Origin of the sequence: Allofranklinella schreckenbergeri, from assembly GCF_003703475.1 — a bacterium.
GTDB classification, from domain to species: Bacteria; Pseudomonadota; Gammaproteobacteria; order Burkholderiales; family Burkholderiaceae_C; genus Lampropedia; species Lampropedia schreckenbergeri.
Map to the genome: position 1 here is coordinate 1 of NZ_RDQM01000023.1, position 19,331 is coordinate 19,331.

Annotated in this window: 12 protein-coding genes; 7 read left to right on the top strand and 5 right to left on the bottom strand. The window is 66.7% G+C overall.

Going from position 1 to position 19,331, the window contains the following annotated elements; translation table 11 throughout:
- Positions 1-342 precede the first annotated feature (342 nt).
- Both EBQ26_RS12180 and EBQ26_RS12185 read right to left on the bottom strand, forming a co-directional pair.
- Positions 343-4,050 carry a hybrid sensor histidine kinase/response regulator gene (locus EBQ26_RS12180; protein ID WP_122239508.1) on the bottom strand — a complete coding sequence of 1,236 codons (3,708 nt, stop codon included), beginning with the start codon at positions 4,048-4,050 and terminating at the stop codon, positions 343-345.
- Between the two features lie 88 nt (positions 4,051-4,138).
- The gene (locus tag EBQ26_RS12185; protein ID WP_122239509.1) at positions 4,139-4,573 is read right to left on the bottom strand and encodes an Lrp/AsnC family transcriptional regulator; all 435 of its coding nucleotides are present in this window, start codon (positions 4,571-4,573) and stop codon (positions 4,139-4,141) included.
- Between the two features lie 157 nt (positions 4,574-4,730).
- Here EBQ26_RS12185 and EBQ26_RS12190 point away from each other — a divergent pair, with 157 nt between their 5' ends.
- On the top strand, positions 4,731-5,612 hold the full coding sequence (locus EBQ26_RS12190) for a DMT family transporter (RefSeq protein WP_122239510.1): 882 nt from the start codon (positions 4,731-4,733) through the stop codon (positions 5,610-5,612).
- A 40-nt stretch (positions 5,613-5,652) separates the two neighbouring features.
- On the opposite strand, the gene dapD is transcribed toward EBQ26_RS12190, so the two are convergent.
- Positions 5,653-6,477: a 2,3,4,5-tetrahydropyridine-2,6-dicarboxylate N-succinyltransferase gene (gene dapD, locus EBQ26_RS12195; RefSeq protein WP_122239511.1), complete on the bottom strand. Its 825-nt coding sequence runs from the start codon at positions 6,475-6,477 to the stop codon at positions 5,653-5,655.
- On the opposite strand from dapD, the gene EBQ26_RS13115 reads away from it, so the two are divergent.
- From EBQ26_RS13115 to EBQ26_RS12215, 5 genes are all read left to right on the top strand, one after another.
- Complete coding sequence (locus EBQ26_RS13115; protein ID WP_238944362.1) at positions 6,476-6,688, top strand: hypothetical protein; 213 nt, start codon at positions 6,476-6,478, stop codon at positions 6,686-6,688. The genes dapD and EBQ26_RS13115 overlap by 2 nt on opposite strands.
- A gap of 170 nt (positions 6,689-6,858) precedes the next feature.
- A complete protein-coding gene (locus tag EBQ26_RS12200) occupies positions 6,859-7,668 on the top strand; it encodes an ABC transporter permease (protein WP_122239512.1) in 810 nt (269 codons plus the stop codon).
- The gene (locus tag EBQ26_RS12205; protein ID WP_238944363.1) at positions 7,665-9,056 is read left to right on the top strand and encodes an ABC transporter ATP-binding protein; all 1,392 of its coding nucleotides are present in this window, start codon (positions 7,665-7,667) and stop codon (positions 9,054-9,056) included. The genes EBQ26_RS12200 and EBQ26_RS12205 overlap by 4 nt, the downstream gene beginning before the upstream one ends.
- Positions 9,053-10,006, top strand: coding sequence for a lysophospholipid acyltransferase family protein (locus EBQ26_RS12210; protein WP_122239514.1), 954 nt, complete (start codon positions 9,053-9,055; stop codon positions 10,004-10,006). The genes EBQ26_RS12205 and EBQ26_RS12210 overlap by 4 nt, the downstream gene beginning before the upstream one ends.
- 98 nt (positions 10,007-10,104) lie before the next feature.
- Complete coding sequence (locus EBQ26_RS12215) at positions 10,105-12,918, top strand: DUF7657 domain-containing protein (RefSeq protein ID WP_122239515.1); 2,814 nt, start codon at positions 10,105-10,107, stop codon at positions 12,916-12,918.
- Positions 12,919-12,925: 7 nt separating this feature from the next.
- Here the strand turns inward: EBQ26_RS12215 and recC are convergent, their stop codons facing one another.
- Positions 12,926-16,867, bottom strand: a complete 3,942-nt coding sequence (recC, locus tag EBQ26_RS12220; protein ID WP_122239516.1) for an exodeoxyribonuclease V subunit gamma — start codon at positions 16,865-16,867, stop codon at positions 12,926-12,928.
- A complete protein-coding gene (locus EBQ26_RS12225; protein WP_122239517.1) occupies positions 16,864-17,313 on the bottom strand; it encodes an OsmC family protein in 450 nt (149 codons plus the stop codon). The genes recC and EBQ26_RS12225 overlap by 4 nt, the downstream gene beginning before the upstream one ends.
- Positions 17,314-17,742: 429 nt before the next feature.
- On the opposite strand from EBQ26_RS12225, the gene ilvA reads away from it, so the two are divergent.
- Positions 17,743-19,311 (top strand): threonine ammonia-lyase, biosynthetic, encoded by a 1,569-nt coding sequence (gene ilvA, locus EBQ26_RS12230; protein ID WP_122239518.1) that lies wholly within the window; start codon positions 17,743-17,745, stop codon positions 19,309-19,311.
- Positions 19,312-19,331 lie beyond the last annotated feature (20 nt).

Below are 19,331 nucleotides of genomic sequence, written 5' to 3' on the forward strand. Positions count from 1 at the left end.
GCTGCGTGCTGCGTGCTGCGTGCTGCGTGCTGCGTGCTGCGTGCTGCGTGCTGCGTGCTGCGTGCTGCGTGCTGCGTGCTGCGTGCTGCGTGCTGCGTGCTGCGTGCTGCGTGCTGCGTGCTGCGTGGATTCCCTCATCTTCATGGCACAGATTGTAACTATCCGCTTATGAAGCGCCTATTCATAAGGCTTCCTTTGCGTCAGGCTGTGACGCTAGGAGAAACCCGAATACAGCCTTTTTCTGCCACGCTCACACAAGCCACTATTATACATCAAAAGAAATGAATTCATGCAATTTAGGCAAATTCATATTGAACTAAATTTGCTTGAAGATATAGAATTCTAAATTGACGCAGAAGTATCTGAATGGCCCGCAGCGTAGGCCATGAGCAAGGCGCGCAGCGTGGCGGGCTTGAGGGGTTTGGTCAGCACCGCGCAGTCGCGCTGGCTGGCTTTTTGTTTCAGTTCGTCGCTGCCATCGGCGGTGACCAGGGCGGCGGGCACGCGGGGGTGGATAGCGCGCAGCAGCGCCAGCGCGTCCAGCCCGGTGGCGCTTTCGTGCAGGTGGTAGTCCAGCAGCATGTAGTGCAGGCGCGGGGTTTGCCGCGCCAGTTGCAGGGCTTGTTCAACCGATGAGGCCAGCCGCACCTGCACCCCCCAGCGGGTGAGCAAGGTTTGCATGCCTTGCAGGATTTCGGGGTCGTTATCCAGGCACAGCACGGTCATGCCCTTGAGGTCTGCGGGCGAGGCTTGCGCGGGCGCAGTGGCTGGCGCGGCGGCGCTGCCGGGGGCGGCGGCGCCGGGTAGGCGGCGGCTGGCTGGCGCAGCGTGGTCGGGGGGCTGGGGGGCGTTGGCCTCGACCAGCGGCACGGCAATGGCAAAGACGCTGCCGCGCCCGGTGATGGAACGCGCCGAGAGGGGGTGATCGAGCAGCCTGCCGATGCGCTGGCAGATGGATAGGCCCAGCCCCAGGCCGCGCCCATCCCAGTCAAAGACTTGCTGGTAGCGGTGGAATTCTTCGTAGATGCGCGCCAGGTGGCCTTCGGGGATGCCGGGGCCGGTATCCCACACCTGCACCAGCAGGCCGCCTGCCTGGATGCGGGCGCTGAGCAAGATGCCGCCGCGCTGGGTGTAGCGCAGGGCGTTGGCGACGAAGTTTTGCAGCACGCGCCGCAGCAGCCGCGGGTCGCTGTGGACGATGAGGCTTTGGCGCTGCGAGCAGGCCAAGCGCCATTGCAGTTGCCGCTGCGCGGCCAGCGGCGCGTATTGCGCGTGCAGCTCGCGCAGCATGGGGACGATGGCAAAGCGCTGCCATTGGGGGCGCATGGCGCCTGCATCCAGACGGGAGATGTCGAGCACGCCGTCGAGCAGGTCTTCGGCGGCGTTGAGCGAGGCATCCACGCGCTCGGCCAGGTGGCGCATGTGCTGCGGCTGCTGCTCTTCGCGCAGGGCGGCGGCGAACAGGCGCGCGGCGTGCACGGGTTGCAGCACGTCGTGGCTGATGGCGGTGAGGTAGCGCGAGCGCGATTCGTGCGCGGCGGCCAACTCCTGCGAGCGCTCGGCCACGCGCTGCTCCAGCGTTTCGTTGATGTTGCGCAGCTCGCGCTCGGCTTGCTTGAAGTCGCTGATGTCGCTGTAGCTGGTGACGTAGCCGCCGTGCGGCAGCGGGTGGCCGCGCATTTCGATGTAGCGCCCATCACGCAGCTCGCGCACATAGGTGTAGCTGCGCCCGGCGCGCATCAGGGCCACGCGCTTGTCCACTTCGGCCTGCATGTCGGCGGGCGGCTGGGCAAAGCCGGGCAGGCCCAGCGGGTTGTGTTGCAGGTTGTAGCGGATCAGCGCGCCTACATCGCGGCCTACGTAGAGCATGCCGGAGGGGTATTGGAAAAGCTGCTCGTAAGGCCGGTTCCACGCCACCAGGCGCATCTGCGCATCGACCACACTGATGCCGGGGTCGATGTGCTCGAGCATGGCCAGCAGGATGTCGCGGTTGAAGCGCAGCTCCTGCCCGGCCTCGTCCAGCGCGCTGACGATGGCGGCCAGCTCCATGCCCGCGCCTTGCAGCGCACGTGTCATCACCAACCGCGCCGACGCCGCGCCCACCGCGCCCGTGAGCAGCAGCTCGGTGAAGTGCAGCCAGGCACGATCGGCTGGCTGGCTGGCCGCCAGCGTTTGCCCCTGGGCCTGGGCGTGCTCCTCGAACGCGCGCTGCGCCGCCTGCGCACCCACGATCTGGCTGGCCACCCATTGCAAATCCTGCACCTTCAGGCGGCGCGTGGTGTTATCGGCCCAGGGCAGGGCTTCGCCTGCGGCCAGCGCCGTCAAATCGGGCGCAGGGGTCGCTTGCCACGGCGCCAGAAAGGGGCGCGCCTGCATTTGCTCGGCCAGGCTGGGGCGCCAGCGCAGCGACCCCAGCAGCATCGCGCCCACATTGGCCAGCAGCGACCAGAAGGTGGCGTGGGTGATGCTGTCCCAACCCACCGTGCCAAAGAGTTGGTAGGGCCTCAGCCACGCGATCTCCAGCGGGCCATAAGCCACCCACTGCGCCACCCATTGCGTGCCCATCCAGCCGCCCTCGGCCAGGCTGGGCAGCAACAAGGTGTAGGCCCACACGGCGAAACCGGCTGCCAGCCCTGCCTTCACGCCCCGGCGGCTGGCGCCCTGCCAGTACAACCCCGCCACCAAAGCCGGGCCAAATTGGGCCACAGCGGCAAAGGCCATCAACCCCAGGCTGGCCAATTGCATTTGCTGGCCCATGCCGCGCGAATAGGCGTAGGCCAGCATCGCCAGCACCACAATGGCTGCGCGGCGCACCCACAACACCAGCGGTGTGTGCACGAGGGCCTGGCCTTGCGGCGCGGCGGGGTCTGTGCCGGGGGCGTCGTCCGGCTCGCGCCCATCGTGCCCATCGCGTGCATCGCCCGTTTCGGCCAGCGCCCCCGGCTGCACCGGCTCGCGCCGCCAGCGCCGACTCAACAACAGCGGCATCACCAAATCGTTGCTGACCATGTTGGACAGCGCCACGCTGACCACCACCACCATCCCCGTGGCCGCGGAAAAGCCGCCGATGTAGGCCACCAGCGCCAGCCACTCGTGCCCCGCCGCCAGCGGCAGCGCCAGCACGAAACTGTCGGGCGCCACCGTGATCGGCGCGACCGCGCCGAACTGCGCCAGCCCCGCTGCCGCAATGGGCAAGACCATGAGGCTGATGAGCGCCAGATAAGCGCCAAACCACCAGCGCGCGCGGCGGATGTCACCTGCGTCACCACACTCCACAATCGCCACGTGGAATTGCCGGGGCAGACAAATGATGGCGGCAAACGCCAGCAGCGTTTGCGCCCAGAAACCCACCGGCGTGGTGCTGGCCACCAGTTGCCCAATGGCCTGCGTGGCGCTGCCGCCGCGCTGGCTGAACCAGCCCAGCGCCATCACTCCCACGGCCAGCAGCGCCAGCAGCTTGATGAGCGACTCCAGCGCCACGGCCAGCATCAGCCCCGGGCGGTGCTCGGTGGCATCCACCTGGCGCGTGCCGAACAAAATCGCAAACAAGGCCATGATGACGGCGACGTAAAACGCCGGATCGCCCCAGGCGCTGGAAGCGGCATCGATGCCGCTCATCACCCGCAAGCTCGCCGCCACGGCCTTGTATTGCAGGGCCAGATAGGGCACCGCCGCCAGCAGCGAGATCACCGTCACCAATGCGGCCAGCCGGGGCGAGCGGCCAAAGCGCGAGGCGAGAAAGTCCGCAATCGAGACGGTATTCTGGTTCTTGGCCACCAGCGCCAGGCGCTCCAGCATGCGCCAGCCCAGCGCGAACATCAGCAGCGGCCCCAGGTAAATAGGCAAATAGCCCAGTCCATAGCGCGCTGCGGTGCCGACGGCGCCGTAAAACGTCCACGAGGAGCAATACACCGCCAGCGCCAGGCTATAGACCAGCGGCCGCACACGCGGGCTTTGCAACGCCCGCGCATGCCTGTCGCCCAGCCAGGCCACGGCAAACAACATGCCCGCATACAGCAAGGAGGCGAGGATGACCCAGATGGCTTGCATGCTATTGCCCTTATTTTTAAATCAAAGTAAATTCAATTTATTCATCAAATTGCCTAAACAAGGATAAAAAATTTCCTTTGATTTGCATTCAAAACCCCGGCAAGCGCCGCGCAACGGGTTGGGATTTGACGATGGCCGAATGGGTTTGGGCCAAAGGCGCAATGCCTTCGAGCAGGAAGTCCAGATGCTCGATGGAGCGCAGATGCAGGCGGGCGATAAAGCCGTCCTCGCCCGTGACCTTGTCGCACTCAGCCAGCTCGGCCAAGGCTTGCAGGTGCTTTTCCACCGCCTTCAATTGGCCTGGCAGCGGCTGGATGCGCACCAGCGCTTGCAGGGTGTAGCCCAGCGCGCGCGGCTCAACCTGCACGGTGAAAGCGCGGATCACGCCGCGCTCTTGCAGCTTGCGCAGCCGCTCGGCCACCGCCGGGGCGGACAGGCCCACGCGCTCGGCCAGATTTTTGACCGGCAGGCGGGCGTCGGCTTGCAGCAGCATGAGCAATTGGCGGTCGATTTCGTCGAGCATCGTTTTTTTGCAAAAAATCTTTTCTTTCCAAAAAATTTCAGCGAAACAGCCTTTTTTATCGACTGTTTGATCCGCCCGACCCCCTCTATATTGCAGGCCGCGCTGTTGGCAGCGATGGGGCCGCGCGCATTGTGCAACACCCTTGGGACCGACTTTCATGAACGAACAACGACGCGGCAGCCTGGAGATGACGGCGGCGATGGTGATCTCCGGCACCATCGGCTGGATGGTGGTGTCCTCGGGCCGGGCGGTGGCCGAAGTGGTGTTCTGGCGCTGCCTGTTTGGCGCGGCCACGCTGCTGCCAGTGTGCTGGTGGCTGGGGCAGTTGCGCCGCAGCGTATTGCATGGGCGGCAATTGGCGCTGGCGGCCTGCGCAGGCGTGGCGATTGTGAGCAATTGGCTGCTGCTGTTTGGCGCGTATGCGCGCACCTCGATTTCCATTGCCACGGTGGTTTACAACACCCAGCCGTTCATGCTGGTGGCGCTGGGCGCGCTGCTGCTGGGCGAGCGGCCCGGGCGGGCGCGCTGGGGGTGGCTGCTGCTGTCGTTTGCGGGCGTGGGCTTGCTGGTGCAGGCCCGCCCTGGCGGTCAGGATGGGGCCTACCTCACCGGCGTGGCGATGGCGCTGGGCGCGGCGTTTTGCTATGCCGTGGCAGCCTTCATCGCCAAGCGGCTGACGGGCATGCCACCGCACCTCATCAGCCTGGTGCAAGCGGTGGTGGGCGCGGCGCTGCTGTGGCCGTTCGCCCTGCGCGGCGCGCCAATGGCGGCGCAAAGCTGGCCCTGGCTGCTCACGCTGGGCGTGGTGCATACGGGGCTGATGTACATCTTGCTGTACGGGGCGATTCAGCGCCTGCCCACGTATGTGACCGGGGCCTTGTCGTTTCTATACCCGCTGGTGGCGCTGGCGGTGGATATGGTGGTGTTTGCCCAGCGGCCCAGCGCATTGCAATGGCTGGGCGGGGCCACGGTGCTGCTGGGCGCGGCGGGCATGGTGCTGGGCTGGCGCTGGCCGGGGCGTGCGCTCGGCCGAACGTAGCGCCCCCACACACAAGACACCGAAGCTGCGCCGCGCCACCTCAATCGCGCAGCAGGTCGTTGAGGCTGGTTTTGGCGCGTGTTTGGGCGTCCACGCGCTTGACGATGATGGCCGCATACAGGCTGTATTTGCCACCATCCTTGGGCAGGCTGCCGCTGATGACGACCGAGCCGGCGGGCACGCGGCCGTAGCTGATTTCGCCCGTGGTGCGGTCGTAGATCGGCGTGCTCTGGCCGATGTATACGCCCATGGAGATGACGGAGTTTTCCTCCACGATCACGCCTTCGACGATTTCCGAGCGCGCGCCGATGAAGCAGTTGTCCTCGATGATGGTGGGGTTGGCTTGCAGCGGCTCGAGCACGCCGCCCAGGCCGACGCCGCCGGAGAGGTGGACGTTTTTGCCCACTTGCGCGCAGGAGCCGACGGTGGCCCAGGTGTCCACCATCGTGCCCTCGTCCACATAGGCGCCGATGTTGGTGTAGGAGGGCATGAGGATGGCGCCCTTGGCGATGAAGCTGCCGCGCCGCGCCACGGCGGGGGGCACGACGCGCACGCCGGTGGCGGCCAGCGCATCGGCGCTCATGCCGGAGAACTTGGTGGGCACCTTGTCGTAAAAGCCCAGATCGCCCGCCTGCATGACGGCGTTGTCGTTGAGGCGAAAGGACAGCAGCACGGCTTTTTTCACCCACTGGTGCACCTCCCAATCGCCCACGCCCCGGCGCGTGGCCACGCGCAGCGCGCCGGTGTCGAGCTGGGCGATCACCTCCTCCACAGCCTGGCGCACATCGGCGGGGGCAGAAGCGGGCGAGAAGGAGGCGCGCTCCTCCCAGGCGTTTTCAATCAGGGTTTGCAGGGCTTGGCTCATGGCAGATCCGAAAAAAATTCAAAGGCTGAAAGGAAAAAAGAAAGCACCGCGCTCCCAAGGGATGCCTGCGCCGTGCCGATGGGGCAAAAGTGTAATGGCGTTTGCCGCATCGCCCGCGCCCGGACTGGGGCACCGGACGGGCGCTGCAATGGACGGGCCGCCCTGGCAGGATGCGCCCATCAAAAATCTCCAATATTACAAATCAAACTAAAATAAAAACAAATGATATCATGCCTAAACATGGTTATTTTTTATCTTTTTGATTTGTAATATAAGCCACCAAAAGCCCGCACCTGCAAGCGACTACACTTGCCGCTTTTTCGCGCGGGCGCACTCCGTGGATGGGCGGCTCGCGCGCGGTATGGGCATGTATTGACCTTCATGAAATATCTGTTGTCCGATCTGGCCGTGCTCTGGCGCATGCGGGCGCTGCTGCGGGTGCTCACGCGCCGCGATTTGTCGGCACGCTTTGCCGGCTCGGCGGGCGGGGTGCTGTGGGCGTGGGTGCAGCCTGCGCTGACGATTGCCAGCTACTTCGTCGTTTTCGATCTGATTTTTGCCATGCGCCTGGGCGAGAGCGCCCCGGCCCAGCGGGTGGGCACCTTCCTCGTCGTGGGCATGCTGGCCTGGATGGCGTTTTCCGAGATGACCCAGCGCGCCATGCACAGCCTGGTGGAGGCGGGCAGCCTGCTGCAAAAAAACCCGCTGCCGCCGGTGCTGTTCCCCACGCGCAGCGTGCTGTCGAGCGCGCTGGTGTTTGCGCCGCTGTTCGTGGTGGTGGCACTGGCCTATTGGCCGCAGTACGGGCCGCAAGGGGGCGCGGCGGCGTTGCTGGCGCTGCCGCTGCTGATGGGCTTGCAGGTGCTGCTGGCCTGGCTGCTGGGCTATGTGCTGGCGGTGCTGGTGGCGGCGCTGCGCGATGTGGCGCAGGTGGTGGGCTTCGTGTTTTCCGTGGGCGTGTTTGCCGCGCCCATTCTCTTTCCGCTGGCGATGTTCCCCGAGCGCTGGCGCTGGCTGCTGTGGCTCAATCCGATTACGCCGCTGGCGCTGGGCTACCAAAGCATTTTGTTGCAAGGCCAGTGGCCCGCCTGGCCGGTGTGGCTGGGCCTGGGCGCGCATCTGGCGCTGGCGGCGGCGGCGCTGAGCGTGGTGCTGGCGCGCAGCCGCGATCAATTGGTGGATTGGCTATGACATCGACCACGACAGCGACCACGACAGCGACCACGACATCGGCCATGACATCGGCCACAGCGACCGCGCCTGCTCCCTCCTGCCCTGCCCCTGCCGCCCCGGCGGCGGGCGAGGTGGTGCTCCAGGTCGAGCACGTGAGCAAGGAGTACAAGCAATACGCCTCGCCGCGCCAGCGCCTCAAAAGCCTGCTGACGGGCCGCGCCAACCATTACAGCCATTGGGCGCTGCGCGATGTCTCCTTCACGCTGCGGCGCGGCCAGTGCCTGGGCCTGGTGGGCAACAACGGCGCGGGCAAGAGCACGCTGCTCAAACTCATCACCGATACGCTGCGCCCCAGCCAGGGCACGATCGTGCGCCAGGGCCGCCTGACGGCAATTTTGGAGCTGGGCGCGGGCTTTCACCCCGATTTCACCGGGCGCATGAATCTGTATTTCGGCGCCAGCCTCATTGGCATCAGCCAGGAGGAGATGGCGCGCCTGGAGCCGCAGGTGCTGGCCTTTGCCGATATTGGCGCGGCCATCGATCGCCCGGTGAAAACCTATTCCTCGGGCATGGTGGTGCGGCTGGCCTTTGCGCTGATTACGGCGGTGGAGCCCGACATCCTCGTCATCGACGAAGCGCTGGCGGTGGGCGACCAGGCTTTCCAGAAAAAGTGCATCGAGCGCATCGAGCAATTTCGCCGCAACGGGTGCAGCATTTTGTTTTGCTCGCACAGCCCCTACCACATCCGCGAGCTGTGCGACGTGGCCTTGTGGCTCGATGGCGGGCAAATGCGCGCCCTGGGCGAAACCTCTGACGTGCTGGCCGCTTACGAGCAGCATTTGCGCCAGGCCAGCGGCACTTCGGCCCAGGTCACGCAATCTGCACCTGACGGCGCAACAACGCTTGCTGCTTCGCCCAGCGCACCCGGCACACCCGATGCAGGCGCGGGCTACAACGGCATCGACCGCCCGCACAACGGCATGCCCGCGCAAATCGTCGGCTTCACCGTCGATGGGCTGGATGCTGCCGGCCAGCTCACCAGCGCCGATTTGGTGGTGCATATGCGCGTGCGCGTGCCCGAGGGCGAGCAGCCCGTTTTCGGCGTGATGCTGGAGCAGCACTTTGGCGCGGGCATCACCTCCGTGCTCAGCCACCGCGATGGCTTCACCCCCACGCGCAGCGCCGATGGCTTGTGGCGCGCCAGCCTGCGCTTTCCCGACCTGCCGCTCAACACCGGCGAATACGTGCTGGGGCTGTACTTGTTCGATGCCGCCGGGCTGGTCGTCTATGAAGAATGGCAAAAATGCCTGATCTTCAAATACAGCAACCCGCACACCACGCCCGGCCTGGTGCAACTGCCACGCCGCTGGGAAGCCACGCCAGCCGAGCCGGAGAACGCAGCATGAGCGAGCCGGCGCCCCAACCGCAACAACCGCAGCCGCTGCGCCCCTGGCGTTGGCGCGACTGGTTCAGCGCCAGCGCCCGGCGCGACGCCATCGAGCTGTTTTTGCTGCCCGGCCTGGCCGCCATCCTGCCCTGGCGGCTGGCCTTTGCCGTGCTGCGCTGGCTGGCCTTTCATTGGCGTTACCCCTACCGCCCCACCGTGGAAGCGGCCTGGCAGCAGGCGCTGGCGCGCGGCCAGGTGCAACCCGAGCAGCAGCACGTCTGGCAGGCCGAGCGGCGACTGGTCACCCTGGTGGACCATGCCGACATGTACCTCTCGCTCACCCGCAACCCCCGGCGCTACATGGCGCACTGGCTGGAAGCGAGCGGGCAATGGACGCCGCCGGGCCAGGCCGCCGTGCTCGTGACCTTCCACTGGGGCGCGGGCATGTGGGGGCTGCACCACGCGCGCGCCGCCGGGCTGCAACCCGTGGCCTTGATCGAGGCGCTCAACCCCAGCCACTTCCCTGGCCGGCCGCTGCTCTACCACTACGCGCGCTGGCGCATCCAGCAGGTGCGCAAGGCGCTGGGGCAGGCGCCGGTGGACATCTCGCAAAGCCTGCGCCCCATCCTGCAAGCGCTGCGCGCGCAGCAGCAGGTGCTGGTGGTGGCCGATGTGCCCGCCGACCGCGCCGGCAGCAGCATCAGCGTGGAGTTCGCCGGCCAGCGCACGCAGGTGCCGCGCGCGCTGCTCAAGCTCATGGCCCAGCAGCGCATCCCCGTGTGCTACTACATCACCGGCATCGACTTGCTCACCGGCCAGCGCTTTGTGCGCATGCAGCCGCTGGGCGCTTTCGACGACGCCGAGGCCCTGGCCGCCGCCTTGTTCGCCCGACTGGACGGGCTGATGGCCGAGAAAAACGCCGCCTGGCACTTGTGGGACCAAGCGCCGCGCTTTTGGGGCAACCCTTGAAGAAAACCAATCAAAAGAAAATTCCTTTTACACCCAATATGCCGAAATAGGCATATTTTATTTCCTTTTGATTTGTAAAAATAAGGAGAAAACCGCCTATGCCAGCCCAATCGCCCTCGCCTTGCGCCCCTGCTGCCCGCCCCCCGGGGCAGTGCTGGCGGCCCTGGCTGGGGTGGCTGCGTTGGCTGGGTTGGGCTGGCCTGTGGCTGTGCGCGCTGTTGTGGCTCGCCTCCGCCAGCCAGGCCACGCCGATGCGCCCGCCCGCTGCCGCGCTGGCGAGCGCGCCTGACGCGCACACGCCCGCCATTTCTCCAGGGGCCCTCCCCGATCCGGCCGCGCCCTCGCCCTGGGATGCGGCGCTGGCCGAGTCCGGCATTGGGCTGGGCGTGCTGGAAAGCGTCACCCTCACCCCCGAGCGCACGCTGGTGCTCAAAGGCTGGGCCGTTTCTGCCCAGCCCAATGCCTTCATCACCCTGGCGCATGTCTGGCTGGGCGAGCAGCCGCTGTACACCGGCCGCCTGGGCCTGCTGTACCCGCGCCCCGATGTGGCCCGCGCCACCGGCCACCCCGAATGGCTGCACGTCGGCTTTGAGCTGCCCATCGCCTTGCCTGCGCTGTGGCCCGAGCGCCTGCCCTCCGGCCCGGCCACGCTGCGCGTGCACATCCAGCGCGGCGATGGCGCGCAGTTTGCGCTGCGCGGCGATCCCGGCGTTTTCCAGCTCGATCTGCCACCGGCCAATGCCCCCGCCCCCGCCGCGCGCTGGCTGCTGGCGCTGGCCTTGCTGGCGCCGCTGCTGGCGTTGGCGCTACCCAGCGGCATCCGCAGCGCGCGCCTGCTGCCCCCGGCGCGCCAGCGCGCGCTGTTTGGCGGCAGCTTGCTTCTCTCGCTGGCCTTGCTGGTGGCGGGGGGATGGACGGGTTCCTCCCTGGCCTTGCTGCTTCAGCACGCGCCCGTCACCCACGACATGCGCCCCTACCTGGGCGTGGCGCAAACGGCGCGCACGGATGAGTGGCTGGTCGTCACCCCGCTGGCTATCAGCCAAACCACCCAGCCTGAGCCGATGGCGGCCATTAACCCTTTGCACGGCCTGCACGGCCAGAACATGAATGTGGTGGGCATGACGGGCGCGCCCGTCGCCAACCTGGCCGCGCTGGCCAAGCCTGCCACCTGGGGTTTTTTCTTTCTGGATTTGCGCCGCGCCCTGGCCTGGGATTGGTGGCTGCCCTACTTCCTTTGCCTGGGCGCGCTGTGGCTGCTGCTGCAACGCTGGCTGGGCACGCCCTGGCGCTGGGCGGCGGTGCTGGCCGCGACTTACACCTTCTCGCCCTACAGCGTCTCCTTCTCCGGCTGGCCGGCTTACCTCACCGGCTTTGCCGTGGTGGGGCTGCTGGCGGCCGATCGGCTGTGGCTGCGCCGCTCTCACGCTGCCCATGCCCCCCATGCGGCTTCTTCTGCCACGCCATTGTGGGCGGCGGCAGGCTGGGGGCTGCTGCTGGGCTGGGCCGCTGCGGGCTTTGTGCTGGTGCTCTACCCGGGCTGGCAAATCGCGCTGGCCTATTTGCTCGCCCCGCTGGCGCTGGCCTGGTTTTGGCATAGCCGCCAGCGCCGCGGCTGGGGCAGCGCCCAGTGGCTGGGCTTGCTGTGTGCGGCGCTCGTCGCCCAGGCGCTGCTGGGCGCCTGGTGGCTGGACGGGCAGGCCGCCATTGAGGCCATGCGCACCAGCGTCTATCCCGGCCAGCGCAGCACCGAGGTAGGCGGCTACGCCGACCCGTGGGCGCTGGCCAAAGGCATGGGCAACTTCATCACCATGTTCCAGTCCTCGCTCTGGGCCATTCCCAGCGACTCGGGCAGCTTCCTGTACGTGCTGCTGCCGCTGCTGGCCGCCACGCTGGCAATGTGCCTGCCCGCAGGCCAGCGCGTGCTGCACGCGCACATGCACCGCCCCGCGCTGCTGGCGGCGCTGTGGGCGTACGTGGGCTTTGCGCTGCTGTTCATGTTCGTGGGGTTGCCCGCCTGGCTCAGCGAGGCCAGCCTGTGGGCGCGCGTGCCGGTGATCCGGCTGGATGCCGCCCTGGGCCTGGCGCAAACGCTGCTGCTGGCCTGGTGGGTGGGCGCGCAGCATCGGCCCGATCACCTGCCAAGCGCGGCCCTCTCCAACGCCACCCTCTCCGGCACGGCCTCAGCCGCGCCATGGCCGCTAGGGCTGCGCGCCTTGGCGCTGGCCAGCGGCCTGGGTTTGGCCGCCTGGCTCTGGTGGCTGCACACGCGCATGCTGGCCCCCTTGCAAGCCTGGCAAACCGCTGGCGCAACGGCGCTGATGGTAGCGCTGGCGGGCCTGCTGGGCGCGCTGCTCATCGGCCCGCGCTGGCGCATCGCCATTGCGCTGTATGCGCTGTGGACGCTCGCCGCCGCCCTGCCCTTCAACCCCATTGGCCAGGCCCCCACTTATGTGCGCGTGGCCGACGCGCTCGCGCCGTGGCTGGCCCCGGCCGACGCCAGCGGCCCGCCCGCGCGTGTGGCGGTGGTGCGCGAGAACCGCTGGGCCAATGCCTTGAGCGCCGCCGGGGTGGCCGTGCTCAACACCACGTTTTACGAGCCACCCTTGCGCTTTTGGCAGCAGCTTGACCCCGGCGGCGCAGCGGCGCGGCAGTACCACCGCTATCAGCATTTGCGCATCTTGCTGGCCGAGCCGCAGGAGCTGGCCGCTGGCGCGGCCTTCTCCATCTTCGCCCCCACGCTCGACCATGTGGATTTGCGCATCCACGCGCAGCGCATGGATTTCAGCCTGCTGGGCGTCAGCCATGTGCTGAGCAACGCGGCAGACGCAGCCCACCTGCGCCAAAACCCCAGCCTGCAATTGCTGACCCAGGAAGGGGATTGGCACTTGTTCGCCGTGCAGCCTGGTGGTTAGAGCGTGTTCACGGCCTGGTCGCGCCCACGCACACGTAGTGCTCCACCCAATGCAGCAAGGGGGCAAGCATCTCTTGCGCCAACTGCTCGAATTGGCCCGTGCCATGCAGGGCGTCGAAATCGGGCCATAAGCGGGTGGCATAGGGGTTGCTGGCAAAGCTTGCCTGCGGATCGGCCTCATAGATTTCACGCGCTTTGGCAAGCGCCTTGTCGGCGGACGCTGCGCGGGCGCTGGTCACGGCTTTCAGCCAGGTTTGCGCGGTGGCGAAATCAAAAGGCAGGGGCTGGCGCAAGGCGATATCGGCCAGCGCCACGATGGCGGCCAGCCATTGCCGGGCCAGGCCGGGGGGCAAAGGGGTGATCTCCAGCACCACGTCCAAGGCCAGGATGCGCGTTGGCGCAACGGCGGCGGGCGCATCCGCTGGCCCCTCAGCGGCAGGCGCGGCGCAGGCGGACAGCAGCACGGCTTGCAGCCAGGGGGCGATCAGCTTTTTCAGCTTGAGCGGATAGGGCGCATCGCGGTACAGGTCTTGCAAGGCGTCGGGCAAGACGTCCAGATACTGGCCGTGCTGTTGCAGGCTTGGCGCATCGGCGGCGGCATCCATGCCTGCGGGCAGGCGCAAGGGCGGCGCCCAATCCTGTACGCGGGCCTGCGCCTGGGACTGCTCCTGCGCAGGCGGCCATTGCAGCAACTGGCGGCTGGCGCAACGCCGGGGGCGGTCTTGCACGGCCTGGAGCCATTGCTGCAATAAAAACTGCCAATCCTGCATCCATTGCGCTTGCAATTGCTCCGCCACCAGGCCCACGGGCAGCTCGCCCTGGCGTTGCAGGGCATTGAGATAGTGCTGCACATGCTGTTGCAGCGCGTCCAGGCTGGCGCCTGGCGTTTCAAGCAATGGATGCAGGTGCTGAAGCAAGCGATCAAACAGCTTCCAACGCTCCAGCCCATCCACACGCAAGGGCTCGCAATCGCTGAGCAGCTCGGGCAGCGCGGCAAAGCGGGTTTGCAAGCGGGCGGCAAACCACTTCTGCGCGGGGTTGCGCCAGACTTCGACCAGCTCCCGCACATTCCAGACAAGGGGGTCGGCCGCGGTGTGCACGCTGGCCTGGGCCGCCCCGCCAGCGGGTGCGGGCATGGCCAACGAGGGGGTGGAGGCCCCCGCTTCGGCCACCGCCAACGCGACGGGCTGCCACTCAGAGGCCCAGGTGTGCAGGGCGGCGGTGGCGGCGTCCGATGCTTCGGCCTGTTCTGGCATCAGGAAATAGCGCGGGTTGAAAGCTTGCAGCGGATGCTCTACCGTGCGCGCCTGCACGGCGGCCTCGCCCCACCACGCGCTGAGGTAATCGCGCAACTGCGCCACCAGCACCGAAGGCGGGCACTTGGTGTTGTCACGCACGCTGCGCCCCACCCAACTGACCAGCAACTGTTCACGCGCGGAGAGCAGGGCCTCAAGCATGAGCTGGCGGTCGTCTTGCGCGCGGCTGCGGTCGCCCGGGCGCAACAGGCCGGGCAGGCGCATCAAATCCATTTCGCTGGGCGTGGCGGGGCGCGGGTACACGCCTTCATTCATGCCCAGCAGGCAAACAATGCGAAAAGGGATGGCGCGCATGGGCAGCAGGGTGCAAAAGGTCACCCCCCCGGCATGAAAGCGCCGCGGCACGCCGCTGGCGCCCAACTGGCTAAGCCAGGCATGGCGCGCCACGGCCAGGGGCAGCGGCTGCGCATCGTGGGGCGCAGTGGCGCTGCGCAAGGTGGCGTCCAGCCATTGCTGCAAGGCTTTTTCCAGCATGGCCAAGGCGGCCTGGTCGGCTTCGTCGCTGCCGGACTCCAAAAAATCCGCCATCAAGGCGCGCCAGCGCTGCCCCCATTGCCCGGCGCTGGCGGGCGTGGCCAATTGCTCGCTCCAGTGTTGCAGGCGATCCACCAGCCAGGCCAGCGCGCCCACTGTTTGCGCGGCCAGCCCGCCCACTTCCGCATAGGGCTGCACGCCATGCCACGGCTGGCCGCTGGCATAGGCCAGCAGCATGCGTTGCAGGCCAAACCAGGCGGTGTTTTGCTCGCCCATGTGGGCCACGCCCAGGCGCGCACGGTGGGCGGCGTCAATGCCCCAGCGCATGCCGCTGCCCTGCATCCAGTCTTGCAGTTGCGCAACGCCGTCCGCATCCAGCCCCAGGCGCCGCGCCACGGCGGGCACGGCCAGCAAGTCGCCTAATTCGGACAGGCCCGCGCGCTGCTCGGGCAGCCGCGCCAGCCATTGCACCGCCTGCACCAAGGTGCTGGCGTCTTCGGCCTCCAAATCGGCGATGTCGAAGGGGATGTAGCGGCTGTCGCGGCTGTCGTACTGGCCAAACACGGCGCGGATCAAGGGCGCGTATTCGCCAATGTCGGGCACCATGACGACGACTTCCCTTGGCGCAACCGGCGAGGTGGCCCCCTGACCTGCCGATGACGGCGCGGCGCAGCGCATCACATCCAGCAAATGGTCGTGCAAGGCTTGCAGCTCTCGCACGGGGCTGTGGGCCACTTGAAAGCAAATGCTGCGATCCCCCGGCGCCAGTGCAAGGTCAGCCGCAATGGCGTTGCCGCCGCTGTCCTCATGGGTTGTGGGGTCAGCGAGGCCAGCGGTTTCAGCAGGCAGTGGCGTCAAATCCCGGATGTGTTGCTGCACTTGGCGCAGCATGGGCACAGACGCACTGGCTTGGCCCGGTGCGGGCGCGGCTTCGTCTTCCTCGTACAAATCGATGCGGTGCAAGTGCGCTGGCGGTTGCGCGCCCGGGCCTGCATCCTGGTTTTCGTAATGCTCGAGCAACCGCACGAAGTCACGCACCTGCCGCCCCCACATGGTCAGCAGCGGATTGGCATGCGCGTGCATGGCATGCAGTGGCACGCTGGCCAAATCCACACGGCCCGGGGCGGCGCGCGCCTGGCGCTGCATGCGGGCGAACAACTCCCGCCCATCCAGCGCATCGCTCCAATACTCCTTGCAGGGGTTGGGCACGGCCAGCAACACCTGGCTGCGCTGCGCCATGGCCAGCAGCAATTCGAGAATGGGCAAGGGCGCATGCGAAACGCCAAAAAGCACCACCCGCCGGGGCAGCGGCGCTGCGACCTGCCCCTGACGCAAGGCTGCCATCGCGCGCTGGTGCAGGTGCGGCCGGATGGCTTGCGCCAGGGACGTCTCTCCCAAACGGCTGCGCAAGCCCTCTGGCGCGTGCTGCGCCAGCGACTGCAACAGCGCGCGCCAAATGGCCGCCTGCCAGCGGGCTGCAGACGGCAGGCTTTGGCTGTCTTCGGGCTGGGCGCTGCCCTCGCCCGCCATGCGCGCCAGCACGTCGCGCCCCTGCGCCCAGTCGTGCAGCCAATCCGGTCGATACACCTGGTATTGGTCGAGCAAGTCGGCAATACGCAAGGCCAGTTGGTAGAGCGCCAGCGTGGCCGCACCCGCATCGCCCTGCACGGCGGCGCTGGCGCCAGCCATTTCCAGCGTTTGGCGCAGCGGTTGCCACACGCTGGCGGCACCGGCATCGCCAGCTTCATGGGCGACTTCATCGCTGCCAGCCAGCAGCGATGGCAACAGGCGCATCAGCCGCCACAGCATGTCGGGCTTATCCAACGGGGTTTGGTAGGGGACTTGCCGCGCGCCCAGAATCTGGCGGTACATGCGCCATGCAAAGCGCCCCGGCAGCTCTATCTGCAAGGCGGCGCTGATGCCCAGTTCGCGCGCCAAGGCCATCTTCAGCCATTCGGCCATGCCATTGCTTTGCACCAGGATGACGTCCTGCTCCAACACGCCCAAGGGGTGGCTGCGCATCCATTCGGCCAGCATGCGCGCCAGGTCTTCCGTGCGGTTGCTGTGGACGGCAACGATGCCCGGCGCGATAAAGGGCGGCGGCGCACCATCGGGGGCTGCCGATGATGCGCCGTGCGGGGGGTGTCGGGGAGCGCTCACGGCTCCTGAATCTCAAAGCTGGTGGTGATCTCCGCCGTTTTCCCCAGCATGATGCTGGCCGAGCAGTATTTTTCGCGGCTCAGGGCAATGGCGCGCTCCACGGCGGCTGCGGGCACGGCCTGGCCCGTGACGGTGAAGTGCATGTGGATGCGGGTAAACACTTTGGGGTTGGTGGCCGCGCGCTCCGAGGAGAGCTTGACCGTGCAGCCCCGCACGTCGTAGCGATTGCTTTTGAGGCTGAGCACCAAGTCGTACGCAGCGCAGCCGCCCGTACCCGCCAGCAGCAGCTCCATCGGGCGCGGCGCCAGGTTTTGTCCCCCCATCTCGGGCACGGCCGCATCGGGCGGGCCATCCATCATCAACGCATGGCCGCTGCCGGTTTCAGCCATAAAGCCCATGCCCGAGCGCGCGCCTGTTGCGCCCGTCCAACTTACTGTGCATTCCATGTCAATCCCTTGTGAAAACCCTAATTGATTTCCAGCGCCCAAAGCATTAGCGCCAAATTGCGCCTACAATGGCGCCCGTCGCCGGTTTTGCCCGGCGGTTCGTTGTCTCCTCCACCTCTCCAACGGTGGATTCGCCCCGCTCCCTTTCACCAGGCTGCGGGGCTTTTTTCTTGCCCAAACGCTTGCGAAGCGGCCCAACAGGCCAAAGCGGCGCTCTATCATCGGCGTGCTTAGAGCCTGTTCAAAATCTCGGCGCGAGTGGGCAAGAAGCGGTTTGGGATGGGCTGCAAGGCGCAAAACACAGCCATAGCGCCCGCTATGGCGAGGCTTTGCAACGCAGCAGACCGCCCAAATCCGCTCTCTTGGCCGCCGTGCAAAGATTTTGAACAGGCTCTTAGAGCCGTTTTGCCCCACCGAACACACCCGACCATGACCGCCCCCGCCCTCACGCCCGCCGATTATCTGAAGAAAATCCTCACCGCCCGCGTTTACGACGTGGCGGTGGAGACGCCGCTGGAGCTGGCGCGCCAGCTTTCGGCGCGGTTGGGCAACCAGGTGCTGCTCAAGCGCGAAGACCAGCAGCCGGTCTTTAGCTTCAAGCTGCGCGGGGCCTACAACAAGATGGCGCAGCTCACGCCCGCCGAGCTGGAGCGCGGCGTGATCTGCGCCTCGGCAGGCAATCATGCACAAGGCGTGGCGCTGAGCGCGAAAAAGCTGGGCGTACGCGCCGTCATCGCCATGCCGGTATCCACCCCGCAAGTGAAGATCGATGCGGTGCGAAGCCTGGGCGGCGAAGTGGTGCTCAGTGGCGACAGCTTTAGCGACACCTACCAATACGCCGTGCAGTTGCAGCAGCAACAGGGGCTGACGTTTGTGCACCCGTTTGACGATCCCGACGTCATCGCCGGCCAGGGCACTATCGCCATGGAAATCCTGCGCCAGATGCAAGGGCTGGGCAACAGTCGGCTGGATGCGGTGTTTGTCGCCATTGGCGGCGGCGGGCTGATCTCCGGCGTGGCCAGCTACATCAAGGCCGTGCGGCCCGAGGTGAAGGTCATTGGCGTGCAAATGAACGATTCGGACGCCATGCTGCAATCGGCCCACGCAGGCCGCCGCGTGGAGCTGCCCGATGTGGGGCTGTTCTCCGACGGCACGGCCGTCAAGCTGGTGGGCGAGGAAACCTTCCGCATCTGCCAAAGCCTGGTCGATGGCTACATCACCGTCAGCACCGACGAGGTCTGTGCCGCGATCAAAGACATCTTCATCGACACGCGCAGCATCGTCGAGCCAGCAGGCGCGCTGGCCGTGGCCGCCGCCAAGCAATACGCCGCAGCGCTGCAACGTCAAGGGGAGACTTACGCGGCCATCCTCTGCGGTGCGAACATGAACTTCGACCGCCTGCGCTTCGTGGCCGAGCGCGCCCTGGTGGGTGAGCAGCGCGAGGCCCTGTTTGCGGTGACCATGAAGGAGGAGCGCGGCAGCTTCCGCCAATTCTGTGAAGTCATTGCCGAGCTGCCCGGCGCCGCGCGCAGCGTGACGGAGTTCAACTACCGCATGAACAGCCCCGATGCAGCGCATGTGTTTGTAGGCCTGTCCACCAACGGCGCGGGCGAATCGGCGCAAATCGCCGCGCACTTGGATGCGCACGGCTTCCAGACGCTGGATTTGACGCACGACGAGCTGGCCAAGGAGCATTTGCGCCACCTCATCGGCGGCCCCGCGCCGCTGGCCAGTCACGAGCGACTGCTGCGCTTTATCTTCCCCGAGCGGCCCGGCGCGCTATTCAAGTTCCTGAGCCTGATGCAGCCGAGCTGGAACATCAGCCTGTTCCACTACCGCAACCAGGGCGCCGATTACGGCAAGATTTTGGTGGGCATCCAGGTGCCGCAGGAAGATGGCGCGGCGTTCGAGCAATTTCTGCAAACGCTGGGCTACCCCTACGTGGAAGAAAGCGACAACCCGGCCTACAAGCTGTTTCTCAAAACCGCCGGGGCGTAGCCCTGACCAGTTTTCACATC